This window comes from Janthinobacterium sp. MP5059B (assembly GCF_001758645.1).
In the GTDB taxonomy this organism is placed as follows: domain Bacteria; phylum Pseudomonadota; class Gammaproteobacteria; order Burkholderiales; family Burkholderiaceae_D; genus Janthinobacterium; species Janthinobacterium lividum.
Window position 1 is genome coordinate 176,242 of record NZ_LRHX01000006.1, and the last position, 21,400, is coordinate 197,641.

General features: G+C 64.5%; 14 protein-coding genes. 7 read left to right on the forward strand and 7 right to left on the reverse strand.

Annotation, left to right across the window (positions count from 1 at the left end):
- Positions 1 to 86 precede the first annotated feature (86 nt).
- Positions 87 to 848, forward strand: a complete 762-nt coding sequence (locus tag JAB1_RS05590; RefSeq protein ID WP_034786047.1) for a GNAT family N-acyltransferase — start codon at positions 87 to 89, stop codon at positions 846 to 848.
- Here the strand turns inward: JAB1_RS05590 and JAB1_RS30500 are convergent.
- From JAB1_RS30500 to JAB1_RS05605, 3 genes are all read right to left on the reverse strand, one after another.
- Complete coding sequence (locus tag JAB1_RS30500) at positions 781 to 6,246, reverse strand: CHAT domain-containing protein (RefSeq protein ID WP_070279130.1); 5,466 nt, start codon at positions 6,244 to 6,246, stop codon at positions 781 to 783. The genes JAB1_RS05590 and JAB1_RS30500 overlap by 68 nt on opposite strands.
- Before the next feature lie 290 nt (positions 6,247 to 6,536).
- Positions 6,537 to 6,824 (reverse strand): hypothetical protein, encoded by a 288-nt coding sequence (locus tag JAB1_RS05600; protein ID WP_034786045.1) that lies wholly within the window; start codon positions 6,822 to 6,824, stop codon positions 6,537 to 6,539.
- A 181-nt stretch (positions 6,825 to 7,005) separates the two neighbouring features.
- Positions 7,006 to 7,698: an ABC transporter ATP-binding protein gene (locus JAB1_RS05605; protein WP_034786044.1), complete on the reverse strand. Its 693-nt coding sequence runs from the start codon at positions 7,696 to 7,698 to the stop codon at positions 7,006 to 7,008.
- A gap of 324 nt (positions 7,699 to 8,022) precedes the next feature.
- On the opposite strand from JAB1_RS05605, the gene egtD reads away from it, so the two are divergent.
- On the forward strand, positions 8,023 to 9,015 hold the full coding sequence (gene egtD / locus JAB1_RS05610; protein ID WP_083299577.1) for an L-histidine N(alpha)-methyltransferase: 993 nt from the start codon (positions 8,023 to 8,025) through the stop codon (positions 9,013 to 9,015).
- Positions 9,016 to 9,026: 11 nt separating this feature from the next.
- Complete coding sequence (egtB, locus tag JAB1_RS05615; protein ID WP_070279131.1) at positions 9,027 to 10,268, forward strand: ergothioneine biosynthesis protein EgtB; 1,242 nt, start codon at positions 9,027 to 9,029, stop codon at positions 10,266 to 10,268.
- A 1-nt stretch (position 10,269) separates the two neighbouring features.
- On the opposite strand, the gene JAB1_RS05620 is transcribed toward egtB, so the two are convergent.
- From JAB1_RS05620 to JAB1_RS29140, 4 genes are all read right to left on the reverse strand, one after another.
- Entirely contained in the window at positions 10,270 to 11,874 is a 1,605-nt protein-coding gene (locus tag JAB1_RS05620) for a methyl-accepting chemotaxis protein (protein WP_070279132.1), read from the reverse strand.
- Between the two features lie 169 nt (positions 11,875 to 12,043).
- Complete coding sequence (gene leuA / locus JAB1_RS05625) at positions 12,044 to 13,750, reverse strand: 2-isopropylmalate synthase (RefSeq protein WP_070279133.1); 1,707 nt, start codon at positions 13,748 to 13,750, stop codon at positions 12,044 to 12,046.
- A gap of 364 nt (positions 13,751 to 14,114) precedes the next feature.
- Positions 14,115 to 14,402 carry a barstar family protein gene (locus tag JAB1_RS05630; RefSeq protein WP_070279134.1) on the reverse strand — a complete coding sequence of 96 codons (288 nt, stop codon included), beginning with the start codon at positions 14,400 to 14,402 and terminating at the stop codon, positions 14,115 to 14,117.
- Positions 14,399 to 15,058, reverse strand: a complete 660-nt coding sequence (locus JAB1_RS29140; protein WP_083299578.1) for a hypothetical protein — start codon at positions 15,056 to 15,058, stop codon at positions 14,399 to 14,401. Before JAB1_RS29140 ends, JAB1_RS05630 begins: the two co-directional genes overlap by 4 nt.
- A 178-nt stretch (positions 15,059 to 15,236) precedes the next feature.
- Here JAB1_RS29140 and JAB1_RS05640 point away from each other — a divergent pair, with 178 nt between their 5' ends.
- The 4 genes from JAB1_RS05640 to carB all read left to right on the forward strand — a co-directional run bounded on the left by JAB1_RS05640 (position 15,237) and on the right by carB (position 21,312).
- On the forward strand, positions 15,237 to 16,148 hold the full coding sequence (locus JAB1_RS05640; RefSeq protein ID WP_034786038.1) for a patatin-like phospholipase family protein: 912 nt from the start codon (positions 15,237 to 15,239) through the stop codon (positions 16,146 to 16,148).
- Between the two features lie 59 nt (positions 16,149 to 16,207).
- A complete protein-coding gene (locus tag JAB1_RS05645) occupies positions 16,208 to 16,615 on the forward strand; it encodes a heme-binding protein (RefSeq protein ID WP_034786036.1) in 408 nt (135 codons plus the stop codon).
- A gap of 295 nt (positions 16,616 to 16,910) precedes the next feature.
- Positions 16,911 to 18,089 carry a glutamine-hydrolyzing carbamoyl-phosphate synthase small subunit gene (carA, locus tag JAB1_RS05650; protein ID WP_070279135.1) on the forward strand — a complete coding sequence of 393 codons (1,179 nt, stop codon included), beginning with the start codon at positions 16,911 to 16,913 and terminating at the stop codon, positions 18,087 to 18,089.
- Complete coding sequence (gene carB, locus JAB1_RS05655; protein WP_034786033.1) at positions 18,082 to 21,312, forward strand: carbamoyl-phosphate synthase large subunit; 3,231 nt, start codon at positions 18,082 to 18,084, stop codon at positions 21,310 to 21,312. Before carA ends, carB begins: the two co-directional genes overlap by 8 nt.
- The last annotated feature ends 88 nt before the right edge of the window (positions 21,313 to 21,400 follow it).

Below are 21,400 nucleotides of genomic sequence, written 5' to 3' on the forward strand. Positions count from 1 at the left end.
CGTCATGGAAATGACATTCGGCTGTCATTTTCCTGACATATTAGACAAGTACGCTGGAGTCGTCTTGATCACAGGGGGATGAAACCATGCAGAACATAATCGCATCAAACGAAGCCAAGGCCCGGCCGGTCCAACTGGTGCTGAGCCAGGCCACGACAGCGGCGGAAGTGCGCGAAGTCCAGCGTTTGCGCTACAAGGTGTTTATCGAAACCATGGGCTTGACGTCGCTGGCCAACGCCGATGGCCTCGACAGCGATGAATTCGACGCGCACTGCGACCACCTGATCGTGCGCGACGCCGATACCCTGAAAGTGGTGGGCACCTACCGCGTGCTGAGCGCGGCCAAGGCGGCCAAGATCGGCCGGCTGTATTCGGAAAACGAGTTCGACCTGAGCCGCCTGAAGAACCTGCGCGGACGCATGGTCGAAGCGGGCCGCGCCTGCATCCACCCGAAATACCGGGGCGGCAGCGTGATCATGCTGCTGTGGTCCGGTCTGGCCGAATACATGCGCCGCGAGCGCTGCGACTACCTGGTCGGCTGCGCCAGCATCAGCCTGGCCGATGGCGGCCATAACGCCGTCGCCGTGTACCAGGCGCTGGCCGAAAAGCACATGGCCCCAAGCGAGTACCGCGTCACGCCGCACCTGCCTTTCCCCATCCACCAGGTGGAAGCGGCGCACAAGCCGCAGGTGCCGCCGCTGATCAAGGGCTACCTGCGTTCGGGCGCCTGGATTTGCGGCGAACCGGCCTGGGACCCTGATTTCGAAAGCGCGGACATGTTCATGATGATGCCGCTGGCGAATCTGGACGAGCGCTATGCGCGCCATTATGGCGTGGTGCCTGGCTAAGGGCGGGAAGCGAGGACTGCAGCTGGCCGGCCAGCGCCTGCACGGCGCTGCGCAAGCCGGTGTCCGCGCTGTCAGGCGGCAGCAGTTCGAGCAGGAAGCGCAGCGGCGCCGTGATCGCTTCGGGTTCGCCGATGCTGCCGTGGCGCCGCACGGCGTCGTGATATAGCGCCAGGAAGGCGGCGCGCGCGGGCGCGTCGAAAGGCTGGCCGTCCGGCACCTGCCACAGGGCCGCCAGCAGGGCGGCGCGCACGGGGGCGCCGGCATCGATGGCGCGGTGTTCGTCCGCGTGGCGCTGGCGCGCATAGGCGATGGCGTCGTGCAGCAAGTCGCCCAGCTGCGGATCGAGCGCGCGCCAGGCGCTGTCGTCGGCATGGGCTTTCAGGAGCAGGGCGCCCGCCAGCACCTGGAAAATGAGGTCGCAGTCGGCCACGCCGCTGCGCCGCCGCGCTTCTTCCAGCGCGGCCAGGCAGGCATCCGTCATGCCGCGCAGGGCCGGCGCGCAGGAGTTTCCTGCGCCGCAGGCCAGGCGCGCCTGCAAGGCCCAGTAGCGTCCCAGCAGCGCCAGGCGCTGCGCCGTGGGCGCCAGCGCCACCAGCAGGTCGATATGCTGTTTTCCGTCCTGCAGCAACTGCCGGCCCTGTGGCATATCAGGCACGGCAGGCACTTCGATGCCGGCGCCCGCATCGAGGCCGCACAGGGCGGCGCCCTGGCGTATCTCCAGTTCCGCCCAGTGCGCCAGCGCGCGCAGGCCCACCTTGCCGTCGGCCGCGCTGTGCGCCGCCCGGTAGTGTTCGATGGCGCGCAGGGTGTTTTCCAGGCCGCCGAGGCCGGCCCGCGTGGCGGCCATGTTTTCGCGGATGTCGGCGCAACCGAAGAAGCGCGCGCGCACGGCTTCCTCGATGCTGCCCAGCTTTTCCTCGATGGCCGCGCGGCGCGCAGGATCGGCGCCCGCCAGGCGCGCGTGCAGGGTTTCCAGGTCGGCCAGCAGGTGGCCGTGGTAGTGGTAGTCGGGCGCTTGCCAGGGCCGGCTCTGGGTGTTCGGGAAGCGGTAGCGGTCGTCGCCATACGCCTGGTAGGCGCCCCAGGTGTTCGACGCCGGGAACTGCAGGTACGCCGCTTCGCGCGCCAGGCGCACGGCGTCGCCGAAGTATTCGCCGCTCAGCATGGCGTGATAAAAGCTGTGCGCGAAGATGCTGGCCGCCTGGTCGTCGATGCGCCAGCCGGCCGCGATCACCGCCTGCGAGCCCATTTCAATGAAGGCCGTGGCCAGGCTGGCGGCCAGTTTCGACCATGGCGCGATGGCGTCGGGGCGCATGTCGCCCAGGTGGCAGCAATTGATGAAGACGAATTGCGGCACGCGTTTGAGCTTGCCCACCTGCGCCGCCGTCAGCCGCGTCTTCGGTCCCAGCACCAGGCCCGTATGGGCGATGCCGGGGCCGGCCACTTCGCCGTGGCCGGCCAGGTGAATGGCGAAATAGCGCTCGTCGAACAGATGCACCAGCACGCGCTGCGCCTGCGGGCGCAGCAGCTCGCGCACCTGGTAGCCGTACGCGCCGAACATGCGCGCCACGTCCTGCGCCTCGGCCTGCGCGGCGGGCAGCTCGGGCAGGCCGGAATCGGTATCGCCGATCACCAGCACGCTGTTGCTGGGCGGGCTGACGGCGGACGGCTGCTCGCGCAGGCTGGCCAGCTGGCGCACCATGCCGATGCGCGTCGACAGCGGGCTTTCCTCGCTGCCCGCCTCGTCGCGCATCAGCTCCCACGGATAGATGGCGGCGCTCTGGTCGACGGCCAGGATCAGGCCGCGCATCTCGGGGATGGCCGCCTTTAGGCCATTGGGCAGCATCAGTTCGTACAGGGCGCGCGACAGGCCCGGCTGGTCGGTGGTGTTGTCGGTGGCGTCCATGATCAGGCCATCGACGGCTTGCCGCTGGTTCGGCTCCTCGTCGACGCTGTTGTGGGCGCGGTCCGTCAGCACGGTGAAGCGCAGGGCGCCGGAGAGATCCGCGGCGACGATCTGCACGCGGCGCCAGCCATTGTCGCCGCTCAGGCTGGGCAGGATGCGCCTGTAGCCGCCCGGGCTGTGGCGGATGCGCTGTTCGAAGGTGAAGCTGCCCTGGTAGCGCGCCTCGGCCATGATCTGCTCGATGGCCATGGCGGCGGCGATGGCGCGCGCCTCGGACTGTTCGTAGATGGCGATATGGCCGATGCGGCAAGCCATGCCCGCGTCTTCCAGGCGCCGGTTGGCGCTGCGCGCGCCATCGAGCAGGGCCCGGGCGCACAGGGCGATGCTCAAGCCGCCATAGCCGGAGCCGGACAGCAGGCTGGCCACGCGCAAGCCGTGTTCGCCCATCGGCGGCGCGGCCACATGGCCGGCGGCGCGCACCTGCAGGCAGACGCACGCATATTCGAGCAGGCCGCCGGCAAAGGCGCGCGCCAGTTCGCCCGGCGTCAGTTCGCCCAGCGCGCCCAGTCCGATGACGATGGCGCCGCCGGGCCGGCGCGCCGCATCTGGTTGCAGCACCACCAGGGCGGAGTCGGGGCGCTGCGGAAAGCGCCCCAGCGCGTGGATTTCCTGCAGCTTGCCGGCCAGCAGGCGGTCCAGGAAACTCATGCTGCCGCGCAGCGATTCGGACGCGTAGCAGCCGCTCATGACGGGCGCGTCGGCCGAAGCCATGCTGCCGTGGATGACGGATAGGCTCAGCTGCGGCGCGCGGCTCTCCGGCGCGCTGGCGGGGCCGGCGGCGCCGATGGCCGCGTCGAGCAATTCCTGCGGCTGCGGGTACAGCGGCGTAGCGTCGGGGACATACGGATAGAAGCGGGGCGGGACGCCGCCAGGCGCGTGCGGCGAGTGCCGCGGCAGGGAGGTCCCCTGGCCGCTGTCGAGCAGCTGCGCGATGGCCGGGTAGTAGTCCTTTTGCAGCAGCAGGTCGCCATGCGCCACCGGCAGGTAGCAGGCCGCCACGCCGTCCGGCACCGCGCCTTGCCAGGCCGTGCGGCCATCGCCGTCCGGCGACCAGGCGGTCTCGATGCCGCCGTCGCGCAGGCGCAGCGCCACCGGCGTGTCGGCGCAGCCGGCCAGGTAGCTGCAATGGCGGGCGTCGAGCGGGGCCGCTTGCAGCAGGGCCACGGTGGCGCGCGCCGCGGCCAGCGCTGGCGCCTCGGGCGCCTGCCAGCCACCGGGCAGGCCCGCTTGCCCGTCGCCGGCGGCCAGCTGCGCCCAGGCGGCGGCGTCGAAATAGTCGATGCCGCCCCCCGCCTGCGGCCACGGCAGCATCTCCAGCACGCCGGGAAAGGCGCGCACGAAGCCGAGAAACTGGCGCCGCGTGTGCTTCCAGCCTATCCAGCACGCCAGCATCTGCACCAGCCGGTCGCGTCCCAGCAGCACTTGCACCATCGCCTGCGTGCCACGGTTGGCCGTGCCCACCTGCAGCAGGCGGCTGCCGGGCAGGGCGCCGAAGCGCTGCCAGCGGTCTTTCAGGGCCAGGCGCGCCACCAGCCCGCCCATGCCGTGGGCCACGATGCGCAGCGCCTGGCCGCGCTGTTCGGCGTCGCCCATGGCCTCGTCGAGCACGGGCAGGAAGGCGCTGCCGGAATGCTGCAGCGAGAGGCGCCAGTCGTAGGCAAAGGGCCGCACTTCCTGGCTTTGCGCGAGGAAGCGGGCAAACGGTTCATAGCAGGATTCGATCCATCCGGCGCTGACGATGTGCGGCTGGCCCACGGCCAGGCGTTCGATGCGCCCTTCGACCAGGTTGACGGGGTCGAACCAGATGCGGTTGCTGCCCACTTGCAGGTGGCTGCCCAGCATGTCGGGCAGCAGCAGCACGATGGGCGCGTGCGCGCGCCGTTTCGGCACTTCGCCGCCGCGCCCCAGCGCGCCATGTTCCAGGCCGGCCAGCGGCTGGTAGCCGGTTTCGTCGCCCGTGAGCGCCTGCACGGTGGCCAGGCTGGACGGCGCGCGCTCGAAGTAGTTCAGGTGGTGCGTCTGCGGCCCGCGCAGCAGCAGTTGCCGCACCGGCGTGCTGCGCGTGGCGCCGCCGGCCATCGAGGCGCAATTGACCACCAGGTCGTTCTGCCCGCCGTACAGCTGTTCGCCCAGGCAGTCGCCCAGCCAGCCCAGCAAGCCATCGCCGCTGCAGGCGCCGGCCAGCACATGCAGCGGGCTGGCCACGCGCACGTCGGGCGCGTTGAGCAGCGCCACCAGGGGCGAGTCGGGCATCATCGCTTCCAGGCCAGGCAGGATGCGCGCGTCGCAGCGCTGCTGCACCACGGCCAGCAGGAATGCCACGGCGCCATCGGGAACGTCGTCCTGCAGCAGCAGGTTGAACATCACGCTGGCCCAGCGGTCCAGCCGGCCCGACATCAAGGTGGTGCCGCGCGCCGGGCAGGCCACGCGCACGAAGCGGGCGATGCGGATGGCGAGTTTCTTCAGTTCCACGCTCAGTTCGCGCAGGCGCGCCGCATCCTCGTCGTAGCCGCTGCGGCCGCCCAGCCGTGCCTGCGCCGTGAAGTGGTCGATATCGTGGCTGTTGAACGCTTCGCCACCCACCGTGTTTTCGCTCAGCCGCTCCAGGCCGTCGCCGGCCAGGTCGACGGCGCCGCGGCTGTCGATGCGCTGCGCCCGCGCCAGCAATTCACCCACCAGGCCGCCGCGCGAATGGGCCAGCAGGTGCAGCACGGCGCCGTGCGGCAACTGGCGCACGAGGGCCAGCGCATTCTGGATGGGGCTGTCGCTGAGGCTGCGGTGCTCAAAGCCATAGATGCGGTTGCCGTACTGCGCCGCCAGTTGCGGCGCCAGGCCGTTGCGCCACAGGCCGCCAAAGCTGCGCTGGGTCGATGAGGCCGTGCCGTGCAACAGCAGCAGCACCGGTTCCGGCCCGGCGGGCAGGCTGGCGACGGCCGTCATGTTGCCGGCCTCGATGCCGCAGCGGTACAGGCCCAGGCGCTGTTCCAGCTGGCGGTCCTGGAAGGCGCCCGCCGCCGCCAGCGCCGTCATGGCGGCGGCGCCGCAGCGGTACACGCGCACGGCCCGCAGCATCCAGGCGCCCAGGCCGTCGCGGCTGGCGCCGGGCGGCTGGCGCGCCGCCTGCGGGCGCAAGGCCAGTCCCACTTCGATGCTGGCGGGCGCGCCGTCGCGCGCCGCCGTGGCCGGTCCCAGGTAGCGTGGCAGGTCCAGGCTGCCCGCCAGCAGCGAACTGCCGTCGCACAGCAGCAGTTGCACCACGTCGGACGGGCCGATATCGAGGGCGATGCGGCAGCTGCCGATGCCGCGCGCGCTGGATAGCACATGGGTCTGGCCATGCCAGCCGGGCGCGGCGGGGCAGTCGCCGGCATTGGCGAGGGGATCGCGCGTGAGCGTCAGGCGCAGCACGGGCGGCGCAAGAGGATCGCTGGACATGCGGTTGGGATCGCTGGTTAAAAGCCGACCTTGATGCCTGCGCGGACTATGCGTGTTGTGTCAGATCAAGTGTGAGTGGAAATGCTGGCTGGCGGGGCAATGCAGGGTGAAGGCGGGGAGGGTGTGGAACTGGGGCGGGAGGGCAGAGAAACGGTCAGCATGGTTTGGGCTGGGTCTCTTCGCTATCGTGCTCGGATGTTGTGCGGTGAGCGAACTGCGCGAATTTCATGGCAAAAGTTCATGGCGCCGGGAACCTGGGTGCCTGGCATGGCATTACAACAGCGGTTATATCAATGGACTGGCGTGGCGGACAGTTCCTTCAGTTCGCGGATGGTGATGTCCGATTTTTCATGCATGCGCAATAAAATCGTTGCACCGACCGACAGTTTGCCGTGACGAATCTTGCTGATGATGGGGGGCTGGACTTCCAGTACACGGCACAGTTCCGCATCATTTTTCAGGTTCATCTTCTCGATCAGGGTATCGAGCAGCTTGTTGGGCACAAAACTCGATGGTTCGAGCGCACGCGCCCGGTTCATCGCCTCAATCATTTCCAGCTTCTTTTGCCGAACGTTCATTTACTCCTCCTTCAGGTTATGCAAGGGACGAGACCACTTTGACGCGGTCCCGGCTATAGTTCGTCATCGCAGTACGGCTGTCTGGGTGACGTAGTACAACATTCGCGTTACAACATTGATAACCAGGCAAGTGTTTAAATAATACTACGATAACAAAACTTGTGACAGATGGTCAGTTAAATTAACTGATTGTTTGATCAGTTTGGTTGACGATTGTTGTATTTTGTAGTCCGCTTTTCGTCAGGATCATGGTCCGGTCCGCCATTTCGGCGGCGGCCAGCGAATGCGTGACCATGATCGCGCAACTGCCGTTGGCCTTGATTTCGGCGCGCAGCAATTGCAGGATGCTGTGCGCCGTGTCCGGGTCGAGGTTGCCGGTGGGCTCGTCGGCCAGCACCAGTGCCGGCTTGTGGACGAGTGCGCGGGCAATGGCCACGCGCTGCATTTCTCCGCCGGACAATTGCTGCGGAAAGTCGCCGCCGCGCCCGCCCAGGCCGACCGCCTCGAGCATGCTGGCGGCACGCTCCTGGGGCAGTCCGTTGAGCAGCAGCGGCAGGGCCACGTTTTGCAGCAGGGTCAGGTGCGGCAAGACGTGGAAGGCCTGGAAAATGAAGCCCATGCGGGCGCGACGCAGCCGGGTGGCGGCGGCGTCATCGAGGCTGGACATGGCAATGCCGTCCACCAGGATAGGGTGCGCTTCGGCACCCGCGTCGGGTGTATCGAGGCCGGCGATCAGGTTCAGCAAGGTCGACTTGCCCACGCCCGAGTCACCCATGATGGCGATGAATTCCCCGGCCTTGAAGCGGCAGGAAATGTTGGCCAGCACGGGACGGGCATTGGCATAGGACTTCGACAGATGGCGCAATTCGAGCATGGTGTTAACGGCTATCGTAAAGGGAGGCACGCGGGGGAGAGGGGGGCCTGGGAACTGCAAAGGGGCGCGGATTGTTTGGCCGGCAATGTGTAGTATACGACAGGCTTATGCTTTTTGCTTGGTAATACCACTTTTGTGTGGTTCCTGCGGCAGACGGCGCGCATCGACCTTAAGTTACCTGCCGCACGGCTGGCTTGCGCGGATTCCGCTATGATGAGAAAAAGTCATCGGCAGAGGCGCCCGCAAACCGCTGCGGCAGGGGCGGTGCGCCCGGTGGCTGACCGTGCAAGCCCTTCGTGAACCTAACATTGACGACGCCAGCCCATGACCATGCCACTTGCGCAACAGCAGTCCGATTTCCGTCCCGCCAGCCACGCCAGCGCGGCCAGCGCCACTCCTGCCACGATAGCCGAGATCAGCAGCGGCCTGCTGGCGCGCGATGCCTGGACGTCGCCCAAGTACCTGTACGACGCGCTCGGCTCCAAGCTGTTCGAAGCCATCTGCGCCTTGCCCGAGTACTATCCGACGCGCACGGAAGCGGCCATCTTCGCCCGCCATGGCGCCGAGATCGCCCACGCCGTGGGGCCGGGCAGCACCCTGATCGACCTGGGCGCGGGCAATTGCGCCAAGGCCGCCAGCCTGTTCCCCCTGTTGCACCCGGCCCAGTACGTGGCCGTGGATATTTCCTACGATTTCCTCAGCGAATCGCTGAGCCGGCTGCAGCAGCGCTTTCCGCACATCGAGATGACGGGCCTGGGCCTGGATTTTTCCAGCCGCCTGGACTTGCCAGACAGCGTGCGCGAGGCACGGCGATTGTTCTTCTATCCCGGCTCGTCGATCGGTAATTTTGCGCCCGAGCAAGCAACCGCCTTTTTGCGCCGCCTGCGCGCGAATGCGGACGGCGATGGCGGCCTGCTGATCGGCGTCGACCTGATCAAGGACGACGCCATCCTCGACGCCGCCTATGACGATGCGCTGGGCGTCACGGCCGCTTTCAATCTGAACATGCTGCGCCACCTGAACGGGCTGATCGGCGCCGACTTCGACGTGCGCGCGTGGCAGCACCACGGTTTTTTCAATGCCGACGAGCGCCGCGTCGAAATGCACCTGGAAGCGCGCAGCGAGCAGTTTGTCCATTGGAAAGGCGGCCAGCGGCGTTTCGCGAAAGGCGAGCGTATCCATACTGAAGACAGCTATAAGTACACGCGCGCGGCCTTTGTCGGCTTGCTGGAACAGGCCGGGTTTTCCACCGTGCAAGTCTGGACGGATCCGCAACAGTGGTTTGCCGTCATTTACGCGCGGGTCATCCGGGACTAAGAAGGGAACAGATGCTGATCGATCATTACCATCAAGTGCGCCGGCATTCTCTGCGGCTGGCCGAGCCCCTGTCCGACGAGGATTGCGGCGCGCAATCGATGCCGGACGCCAGTCCCGTGAAATGGCACCTCGCGCATACCACCTGGTTTTTCGAAACGTTTATTCTGGAAAGCATGGAAGCGGCGTTCGCGCCATTCCACCCGGCCTTCCGCGTGCTGTTCAATTCCTATTACAACGGCGTGGGCGAGAAGCACCCGCGCGCCCAGCGTGGCTTGCTCACGCGCCCCGGCATGGACGTCGTGCGCGCCTACCGGATGGATGTCGATGCGCGCATCGGCCGCCTGCTGGCGGGCGAACTGGCGCGCGAGGAGCGCGAACGGCTGACCATGCTGCTGGCGCTGGGGCTCGAACACGAGCAGCAGCACCAGGAATTGCTGTTGACGGACGTCAAGCACCTGCTGGCGCAGAGCGCCCTGTTTCCTGCCTACCTGGATCGCATGGGCAGCGCGGCGCCATCAGCGCAGCAAGCCGCGCAGCCCACGGCCTGGCTCGCCTTCGACGGCGGCCTGGCGCAGATCGGCCATGCGGGCGATGGCTTTTGCTTCGACAATGAATTGCCGCGCCATCCGCAATACGTGGCGCCGTTCGAACTGGCCAGCGCGCTGGTGACGAATGGCGAGTACCTGGCCTTCATCGAGGCGGGCGGCTACCGCACGGCGCATTGGTGGCTGGCCGAAGGCTGGGACTGGGTGCGCAGCGGGCAGCTGGAATGCCCGTTGTACTGGCAGCGCGACGAGGCGGGGCAATGGCAGGAATTCACTCTATATGGTTTGCATAGTCTCGACCTGCAGGCGCCGGCCACGCATCTGTCCCTGTTCGAGGCGGACGCCTATGCGCACTGGGCCGGCGCGCGCCTGCCGACGGAAGCGGAATGGGAAGTGGCGGCGCAAGGCGTCGCGCTGCAAGTTGGCCAGCTGCATCCGGCCGCCGGCGCGCCGGGAACAGGACTGCGGCAAATGTTCGGCCATTGCTGGCAGTGGACCAGCAGCAGCTACGCGCCGTATCCGGGCTACCGCACGGCGCCCGGGGCGCTCGGCGAATACAACGGCAAGTTCATGCTGAACCAGTATGTGCTGCGCGGCTCGTCGTGCGCCACGCCGGCCGGCCATGCGCGCGCCAGCTACCGCAATTTCTTCCCGGCCGGCGCGCGCTGGCAATTTTCCGGCATCCGCCTGGCGCGCCAGGTGGAATAACTTAGTGCAGGCGCGGGACGGCGGGTGCGTCAGGGCGGGGCGGCGCCTTGGCGGCAGTGTTCTGTTCCAGCTTGAACTGGCTGACGAGGGTTTCCAGTTCGCCTGCCTGTTCATGCATGGCCGCCGCCGCCGCGGCCGCTTCCTCGACGAGGGCCGCGTTTTGCTGCGTCGTCTGGTCCATCTGCATGATGGCCGCATTGATTTGCTCGATGCCTTCGCTCTGCTCGTGGTTGGCAACGCTGATTTCACCGACGATGGCGCTGACCCGGCCCACGCTGGCCACTACTTCATCCATCGTCGCGCCCGCCTGGCTGACCAGTTGCGCACCCTGGCCTACCCGGCTGACGGAGTCGGCGATCAGTTCCTTGATTTCTTTCGCCGCCGCCGCCGAGCGTTGCGCCAGGTTGCGCACCTCGGACGCCACCACGGCAAAGCCGCGGCCTTGCTCACCTGCACGCGCCGCTTCCACCGCCGCGTTCAGTGCCAGGATATTTGTCTGGAAGGCGATGCCGTCGATCACGGCGATGATGTCGACGATCTTGCGCGACGATGCATTGATGGCATCCATGGTGCCGATCACTTCCGCCATGGCCGAGCCGCCGCGCTGCGCGATGGCCGATGCCGAGCGCGCCAGGCTGTCGGCCTGGCGCGCATTGTCGCTGTTGCTGCGCACGGTGCCCGTCAGTTCGATCATCGACGAGGCCGTCTCTTCCAGCGCGCTGGCTTGCGCTTCTGTGCGGGCCGACAGGTCGGCATTGCCGCTGGCGATCTGGCTCGACGCCACGGCTATCGTGCCCGTGCCGCCGCGCACCTGCCCCACCAGGGTGGCCAGGTTGGCGTTCATGTCGCGCAGCGCCTGCAGCAGCTGGCCCGCTTCATCCTTGCCTTCGGCCACGATTTTGCTGCTCAGGTCGCCTGCGGCCACGGCTTGCGCCACGCGCAAGGCATAGGCGATGGGCGTGGTGATCGAGCGCGTGACGCGCCAGGCAAAGAGCACGCCCAGCAGCAGGGCGGCCGTGCCCAGGCTGGCCATCAGCACATTCGCTGCGGAAATATTCTGCTTGATTTGCTGGCCGCCATGCACGACCACTCCGCGCTGGATTTCACTCAGGCGGTTCACCGTCTTTTGCAACTGGTTCAGGGCGGGCAGGGTGTCGTCGCGCACGTGCACGGCCGCTTCCGCGCGCTGTCCCGCCACCAGCAGCTTGTCGGCCTGGCTGAACGACACGACATAGGCCTTGCGCTGCTGCTTCAGGGTGGCCAGCAGTTCCTTGCCTTCAGGCAGCACGATAAGGCGGTCGAGCACGACCAGCGCATCGGTGATGGTGGCCTTGTTGGCATCGATTTCGCCGTGGATGGCGTTGGCGCGGGCCGGATCTTCATGGATGAACAGTTCCAGCACCAGTGCCGCGTTCGAACGCGTGGTGCTGCGGATGGTGGCGATGGCGTCGGCCTTGGCCCAGTCTTTCTCGATGATGGCTTCGCTGAGCGCGCCGATCTTGTCGAGTCGGAAAAGGCCCGTGCCTACCAGCACTGCCATCAGCAACAGCACCACGCCAAAACCGGCGCCCAGGCGCACGCCTATCTTCATATCCGTCAATTTCATACTGATTCCCTCGGTAGCTAATGATCTGTCTCCGGTGGTCTTGTTATGCAACGATTATACGGTCGGTGATACCTGATTTGCACTACTAATTGCCCAATAGAAATGAAAAAGCGGCACGGCGATCAAGCCGTACCGCTTTTTCTCCCTATGAGGGATGCCCTGGCCGTGCTCAGGCGGCGTTGGCAGCCACGTCGGCCTCTGTTGTTTTTTCGGCGTCCGTCTGCTTGATGCGGCGGTTCACGGCCGACAAGACAGCCTTGAACGAGGCGGTGACGATATTGCTGTCGATGGCGGCGCCGAACAGGGTCGGGCCATTGTCGAGGCGCAACTCCACGTAGCAAGCCGCTTGCGCGTTGGCGCCGGAGCCGATCGAGTGCTCATGGTAGTCCATCAGCTTGATGTCGAGACCGAGGGCGTTGACGAAGGCATCGATGGGGCCGTTGCCGCCGCCTTGCAGGGCCAATGGCGTCTGGCGGTGCGACAGGCTGATGTCGATCTGCACGGATTCGTCGCTGCTCGTGTCTTCCACCATGCGGTGCGAAGCGTAGGCGTATGGCGCCGTCTGCTCCAGGTATTCCTTCTGGAAGATTTCATGGATATCCTGCGCGGCGATTTCGCGGCCCGTGGCGTCGGCCACGGCTTGCACGGCGCGCGAGAATTCGATCTGCAGGCGGCGCGGCAAGACCAGGCCGTATTCCTGTTCCAGCAAGTACGCCATGCCGCCCTTGCCGGACTGGCTGTTGACGCGGATCACGGCGTCATAGCTGCGGCCCAGGTCGGCCGGGTCGATCGGCAAGTACGGCACTTCCCAGATGCTGTCCGGTTGTTGCTTGGCGAAACCTTTCTTGATCGCATCCTGGTGCGAGCCGGAGAATGCCGTAAACACCAGGTCGCCCGCATACGGGTGGCGTGGGTGGACGGGCAGCTGGTTGCACTCTTCCACGCACTTGCGCACGCTGTCGATGTCGGAGAAATCGAGGCCCGGATGCACGCCCTGCGTGTACAGGTTCATCGCCAAAGTCACCAGGTCGACGTTGCCCGTGCGCTCGCCATTGCCGAACAAGCAGCCTTCCACGCGGTCGGCGCCCGCCATCACGGCCAGCTCGGCCGACGCGACGGCCGTGCCGCGGTCGTTATGCGGATGCACGCTGATGATGATGGAATCGCGGCGCGCCAGTTTGCGCGACATCCATTCGATCTGGTCCGCGTACACGTTGGGCGTGCTGCATTCCACGGTCGATGGCAGGTTGATGATCATCTTGTTGGCCGGCGTCGGCTTCCAGATGGCGCTGACGGCGTCGCAGATATGCTTGGAGAAATCGAGTTCCGTGGTGGAAAACGATTCCGGTGTGTATTCAAAGCCCCATTCCGTTTCCGGATGCTGCGCCACCAGCTGTTTTACCAGGGTGGTGCCGGTGGTGGCGATATTCGTGATTTCCTCGCGCGACATGCCGAACACGACTTTGCGGAACACGGGCGCCACGGAGTTGTACAGGTGGACGATGGCGCGCTTGGCGCCGACGACGGATTCCACCGTGCGGCGGATCAGCTCTTCGCGCGACTGGGTCAGCACGATGATGGTGACGTCGTCCGGGATGCGGCCTTCATCGACGAGCTTGCGCACGAAGTCGAAATCCGTTTGCGATGCCGATGGGAAGCCCACTTCGATTTCCTTGAGGCCGATGGCGATCAGCATCTCGAAGAACCGCAGCTTCTTTTCCGCGCTCATCGGCTCGATCAGCGACTGGTTGCCGTCGCGCAAGTCGGTGCTCATCCAGATAGGCGGTTTGCTGATGATCTGGTTCGGCCATTGACGGTCGGTCAATTTGACGGGAGGAAAGGCGCGGTATTTGGAAGCTGGGTTTTGCAACATCATGATCGGGTACTCCTGAAGATAGGGGGAAATCAATGGTTGTGGCGCAAGCTTGCCGGGCGGCCACGCAACACTAGGCCAGGCAAGCGATCGGTAGCGATAGCAGTGCAGCGACGATGCCAGCGGGGGCGGTCGCAGGGGGAACTACGTGTACGAATGGGGATGGTGCAAACATCATCAAACCTTCCAGGGTTTTTGAAACACGCCGGCGTGTGGCCAGGCGAAGCAATGCGGCAAACTTATGCGCGTGCTAGGTGTAGTCGCGATAGCGACAGCAGGGAAGGGGATGGATGTTTGAAGGAGGACATGCACTTAATGTAAGGGAGGTTGGGGCGGGCTGTCAAGCGTTTCCTGGCGTCACGTTGTGTCAAGCGTAATGCACTTGCGCGGCCAGGTCCGGCATTTCCTGCGCCATGCGCGCCAGGATGTGCTGCAGGATGGCCGCTTCGTCGGGCAGGCGCGCGGCGAAGGCTGGCCAGCCGCGCAGCTCCAGTTGTTGCGGCATGTCCACCAGGCCCGTGACGGCATCCCAGAACGCATCCCAGTTCATGCCGTAGAAGGAAGGAAAACCCAGCGCGGCGGCCAGCGCCGCATGCAGCTGGCGCGGCGAGTTGATATCGCTCAAGTCGATCGTGACAAGGGCTTGCCTGCTCACAGTATTCCCTTGAGCAGGTTCTGCAGGTTTTGCCGCATGCCGGCGGCCACCGTTTCGTGCTGCGCCAGGATGGCGGGCGCATCCTTGAAGGGCGCCGGGTCGAGATACAGGCGCGGCAAGTCGGCCACGGCCACGCCGCGTGGGCCGCTGCGCAGGATGTCATCCGCATGTTGCTGGATCGAGTTGACGGCCGCCTGGATGCGCGGCGTCGCGGAGGCGGCCAGGCAGGTGGCCAGCGCGGCGTCGAGGTCGGCGCGCGCGGGCGCCTGCGGCAGCACGGGGGCGGCGATCTGTTCCAGCGGCGACATGTTGACGGCTGGCTTGCGGTAGGCGAGCAGGGTATCGAGCGCCATCAGCCGGTGTGGGCCGCCTTGCCCGAGCCAGCCGGCGATGCGGGGCCACGGCGTGCCCAGCAGGGCCGCCGCCACGCCCCATTGTCCCGCCACGGGCGAGCCGACATTGGTCTCGATCCAGTCGAGGGCGGCCGGATTGCCCGTGTAAGCCAGCAAGGTGGCGTTCGACGAGCGCAGCGCGGGCGCCTGCGTGGCGAGGATGGCGGTCAGCCAGGCGAGGGCGCCATCGGGCTGCTGCTGCGATAGCTGTTGCGCAAATGGTTCGCTCAGGGCGCGGCTGTCGGCAAATTGGTGTTCTGACATATTAATTGGAGGAAAGTAAAAACCAGGCGCCAGTCTAGCAGTGGTCTGCTGGATGAGGCGGCGCGCACGAACATTGTCAGCATAAACATTTAAGACAGCCTTCAGTGCAGGCAGCCCCGCTTGCGCTACAATCGGCTCTCCTTTATTGCCACTGCCGCGCGCGGTTCCCCCTCTCCACATGTTCCCTAAACGCCTGACCTTGCTTGCCCTGGCCGCCTTTGCGCTGGCCGGCTGCGATACCACCGCCCCGAAACCCGTTCAAGTATTGACGCCACCCGAACCCATTGTCGTCACGCCGCGCAAGATCAAAATCGGCCTGGCGCTGGGTGGTGGCGCGGCGCGCGGTTTCGCGCATATTGGCGTGATCAAGGCGCTCGAATCGCAGGGCATCGTCGCCGATATCGTCACCGGCACCAGCGCCGGCAGCGTGGTGGGCGCCATGTATGCGGCGGGTAACTCCGGCTTTGCCCTGCAAAAGATGGCGTTCGACATGGACGAGGCGGCCATTTCCGACTGGGCCTTGCCCCTGTTCGGCAAGTCCTCCGGCGTGCTGAAAGGCGAAGCGCTGCAAAGCTATGTCAACAAGGCCGTGGGCGGCGTGCCGCTGGAAAAGCTGAAGATTCCCTTCGGCGTGGTGGCGACCGATTTGAAAAATGGCCAGCCGATCCTGTTCCAGCGCGGTAACACCGGCATGGCCGTGCGCGCCTCGTCGGCCGTGCCCGGCGTGTTCCAGCCTGTGACGATTGCCGGTCACACCTATGTCGATGGGGGCCTCGTCGCTCCCGTACCCGTGCGCTTCGCGCGCGACATGGGCGCCGATTTCATCATCGCCGTGAATATCTCGTCGCAAACGGATACCCAGAAGGCCATCAGCTCGATGGAAGTGCTGATGCAGACCTTCGCCATCATGGGCCAGCGCATCAACCAGTTCGAGCTCAAGGATGCGGACGTGGTGATCCAGCCCAGCCTGGGCACCATGAAGGGCAACGATTTCAACAGCCGCAACCAGGCGATCCTGGCGGGCGAGCAGGCGACCTTTGCCGTCATGGCGCAGCTCAAGCAAAAGCTGAAAGCCAAGCGCGAGCAGTAGGGGGTAGCGCCGTCGCGCATTTCGTATACAATTTTGATTCAACATAACAAGGATGCACCATGCAATCGAAACCGATTTTGACCCTGGACGACGTAAAGAAAATCGCTGCCGCCGCCGAAGCGGAAGCGGTCAAGAATAACTGGGCGGTCACGATCGCCATCGTCGACGACGGCGGCCACCTGCTGTGGCTGCAGCGCATGGATGGCGTGGCGCCGATCTCGTCGCACATCGCCCCATCGAAAGCCAAGACGGCCGCACTGGGCCGCCGCGAATCGCGCATCTATGAAGAGATGATCAATGGCGGCCGCGTGTCGTTCCTGAGCGCACCGGAAATCGACGGCTTGCTCGAAGGCGGCGTGCCCATCGTGTTCGACGGTCATTACGTGGGCGCCGTCGGCGTCTCGGGCGTGAAGTCGGCGGAAGATGCGCAAATCGCCAAAGCAGGCATTGCTGCTTTGACGGCCTAAGTAGTAGCCGCAATTGCAGAACAAGCCGCCCCGCGCAAGCCGGGCGGCTTTTTTCATGGGGCGCAGTTTTTATGTTGCCATGCAAAAAAATGCCGCCGATTCTGAATTTTCTTCCTTGTGGAAAAGCTTCCTTTTGGTTATAATTCAAAGGTTTAGCCAATCACACATATACCGTAGCGACTACCCATCCCCTCATTCAAAATGACCGTTGAAACACCCTGAGTGCATCTGGCTCGGGTAACTAGGCGGTCGGTCTGACGTGGCGCAGCTACGGTAACTTTATCAGGAGTTGCCCTTGCCGCCATTTTTTTCTGGCCCTGCCGTTCCAGCCATATTAGCGCTTGCTGATGGAACGATCTTTAAAGGTTTTTCGATCGGTGCCGCCGGTCATACCACGGGCGAGGTTGTTTTCAATACCTCCATGACCGGGTATCAGGAAATCCTTACCGACCCAAGCTATTGCCGCCAGATGGTCACCCTGACCTATCCGCATATCGGCAATACGGGCGTCAATCCGGAAGACGTCGAATCTTCCAAGGTACACGCCGCTGGCCTCATCATCCGCGATCTGCCTTTGCTGGCATCCAATTTCCGTTCCACCCTTTCCCTGTCCGACTACCTCAAAGCTGAAAATATCGTCGCCATCGCCGGCATCGATACACGCAAGCTCACGCGCATCCTGCGTGAAAAAGGTGCGCAGGGCGGCGCCATCCTCGTCGGCACGCAAGGCAACGAGCCATCCGCCGCGCAAGCGCTGGAACTGGCCCGCTCCTTCCCCGGCCTGGCCGGCATGGACCTGGCCAAGGTGGTGTCGAGCAAGGACGCCTACGAATACCGCGAAACGGAATGGACGCTGGGCGAAGGCTATGGCCAGCTGGCCGATGCCGACGCGAAATACCACGTGGTCGCCTTCGACTACGGCGTCAAGCGCAACATCCTGCGCATGCTGACGGCACGCGGCTGCAAAGTCACCGTGCTGCCCGCGCAAGCGACGGCCGCCGACGCCCTGGCGCTGAATCCGGACGGCATCTTCCTGTCGAACGGTCCCGGCGATCCGGAGCCGTGCGACTACGCCATCGCGGCCACCAAGGAACTGATCGAAAAGGGCATCCCGACCTTCGGCATCTGCCTCGGTCACCAGATCATGGCGTTGGCTTCCGGCGCGAAGACCCTGAAGATGAAGTTCGGCCACCACGGCGCCAACCACCCGGTGCAAGACCTGGAAACGAAACAGGTCTTGATTACCTCGCAAAACCACGGTTTCGCAGTCGACGCGGCAACCTTGCCCGCGAATTGCCGCGTGACCCATGAATCGCTGTTCGACGGTTCCCTGCAGGGCTTTGCCCGCACGGACAAGCCGGCCTTCTGCTTCCAGGGCCACCCTGAAGCGTCGCCGGGCCCGATGGATGTTGCTTACCTGTTTGACCGCTTCATCAACCTGATGGCTGCGGAGGAGAAAAAGAAAAATGCCTAAACGTTTAGATATCAAAAGTATTCTGATTATTGGCGCTGGCCCGATCGTGATCGGCCAGGCCTGCGAATTCGATTATTCCGGCGCGCAAGCGTGCAAGGCCCTGCGCGAAGAGGGCTACAAAGTCATCCTGGTCAACAGCAATCCTGCGACCATCATGACGGATCCGGAAATGGCCGACGTGACCTATATCGAACCGATCACCTGGTCGGTCGTTGAACGCATCATCGCCAAGGAGCGTCCTGACGCGATCCTGCCGACGATGGGCGGCCAGACGGCGCTGAACTGCGCGCTGGACCTGTTCAACAATGGCGTGCTGGCAAAATACAACGTCGAACTGATCGGCGCATCGCCGGAAGCCATCGACAAGGCGGAAGACCGTTCCAAGTTCAAGGACGCGATGACCAAGATCGGCCTCGGTTCGGCCCGTTCCGGCGTGGCGCACTCGATGGAAGAATCGTGGGCCGTGCAGCGCACGCTGGGCTTCCCGACGATCATCCGTCCATCGTTCACCATGGGCGGTTCCGGCGGCGGCATCGCCTACAACGAAGAAGAATTCGAAACCATCTGCAAGCGCGGCCTGGAAGCGTCGCCGACGAAAGAGCTGCTGATCGAAGAATCTTTGCTGGGCTGGAAAGAGTACGAGATGGAAGTGGTGCGCGACAAGGCGGACAACTGCATCATCATCTGCTCGATCGAAAACCTCGACCCGATGGGCGTGCACACGGGCGACTCCATCACGGTGGCGCCAGCGCAAACGCTGACGGACAAGGAATACCAGATCATGCGCAATGCCTCCCTGGCAGTGCTGCGCGAGATCGGCGTCGACACCGGCGGCTCGAACGTGCAATTCTCGATCAACCCCGTCGATGGCCGCATGATCGTCATCGAGATGAACCCGCGCGTATCGCGTTCGTCGGCACTGGCATCGAAAGCGACGGGTTTCCCGATCGCCAAGATCGCCGCCAAGCTGGCCGTCGGTTTCACGCTGGACGAGCTGCGCAATGAAATCACGGGCGGCGCCACGCCGGCCTCGTTCGAACCGTCGATCGATTACGTCGTCACGAAGATTCCCCGTTTCACGTTCGAGAAGTTCCCGACCGCCGACCACCACCTGACGACGCAGATGAAATCCGTCGGCGAAGTGATGGCGATCGGCCGTACCTTCCAGGAATCGTTCCAGAAAGCCTTGCGCGGCCTGGAAGTGGGCGTGGATGGCATGAACGAAAAGACCAAGGACCGCGAAAAGATCGAAGAAGAACTGGGCGAGCCTGGTCCTGAGCGCATCTGGTACGTGGGCGACGCGTTTGCCCAGGGTTTCACCCTGGAAGAAGTGCACCAACTCACCAAGATCGACCCGTGGTTCCTGATCCAGATCAAGGAAATCGTCGACCTGGAACTGTGGCTGGACACGCAGAAGCTGGAAAACCTGGACAAGAACACCCTGTACAAGTTGAAACAGAAGGGCTTCTCGGACCGCCGCCTGGGCTTCCTGCTGCAGACGACCGACACGGCCGTACGCCAGCAGCGCCATGCGCTGAACATCCGTCCCGTCTACAAGCGCGTCGACACCTGCGCAGCGGAATTTTCGACCGACACGGCGTACATGTATTCCACGTACGACGAAGAGTGCGAATCGAACCCGACCGACAAGAAAAAGATCATGGTGCTGGGCGGTGGCCCGAACCGTATCGGCCAGGGTATCGAGTTTGACTATTGCTGCGTCCACGCTGCCCTCGCCATGCGCGAAGACGGCTACGAAACCATCATGGTCAATTGCAACCCAGAAACGGTTTCGACCGACTACGATACCTCGGACCGCCTGTACTTCGAATCGTTGACCCTGGAAGACGTGCTGGAAATCGTCGCCATCGAAAAACCGGTAGGCGTGATCGTGCAGTACGGCGGCCAGACGCCATTGAAACTGGCGCTGGACCTGGAAGCCAATGGCGTACCGATCATCGGCACCTCGCCCGACATGATCGATGCGGCCGAAGACCGCGAGCGTTTCCAGCAAATGCTGCACAAGCTGGAACTGCGCCAGCCGCCTAACCGCACCGCGCGCACGGAAGCCGACGCCCTGGCGCTGGCGCAGGAAATCGGCTACCCGCTGGTCGTGCGTCCTTCGTACGTGCTGGGCGGCCGCGCCATGGAAATCGTCCACGAGCAACGCGACCTCGAGCGCTACATGCGCGAAGCCGTCAAGGTCTCGCACGATTCGCCAGTGCTGCTGGACCGCTTCCTGAACGACGCCATCGAGTGCGACGTCGATTGCATCTCCGACGGCGAAACGACGTTCATCGGCGGCGTGATGGAACACATCGAACAGGCTGGCGTCCACTCGGGCGACTCGGCTTGCTCCTTGCCACCATATTCGCTGGCGCCGGAAACCATTGAAGAACTGAAACGCCAGACGGCGCTGATGGCCAAGGGCTTGAACGTGGTCGGCCTGATGAACGTGCAGTTCGCGATCCAGAAGCAAGAGATCGATGGCGAAATGAAAGACGTCGTCTTCGTGCTGGAAGTCAATCCACGCGCTTCGCGCACCGTGCCTTTCGTCTCGAAAGCCACGGGTTTGCAACTGGCGAAGATCGCCGCGCGCTGCATGGTGGGCCAGTCGCTGGCGTCGCAAGGCATCACGCAGGAAGTCGTGCCGCCGTACTTCAGCGTCAAGGAAGCCGTGTTCCCGTTCGTCAAGTTCCCTGGCGTGGACACCATCCTGGGCCCTGAAATGAAATCGACGGGCGAAGTCATGGGCGTGGGCCTGACGTTCGGCGAAGCGTTTGTGAAATCGCAACTGGGCGCCGGCGTGAACCTGCCAAAATCGGGCAAGGTCTTCATCAGCGTGAAAGCGTCGGACAAGCCGCGCGCCGTGCAAGTGGCGCGTGACCTGGTCGAGTCCGGCTTCACCGTGGTCGCCACCAAGGGTACCGCCGCCGTGATCGCTGCTGCCGGCATCGCCGTCACGCCAGTGAACAAGGTGATCGAAGGCCGTCCGCACGTGGTCGACATGATCAAGAACCATGAAATCGTGCTGGTGATCAACACCGTGGAAGAAAAGCGCAGCGCCATCGTCGATTCGCGGGCCATCCGCACCTCGGCCCTGGCGTCGCGCGTGACGACCTACACCACCATCGCGGGCGCGGAAGCGGCCGTCGAAGGCATCCGCCACCTGGATGAGCTGCGTGTGTACGATTTGCAAGGCCTGCACAAGACCTTGAACTAAGTGCGTTTGCAGTGGCCGCCGTTAGGCGGTACACTGCATGCTTATCAACCACAGAGTTCCGTGCAGAGCAGCGCGCGGCCTCTGTGGT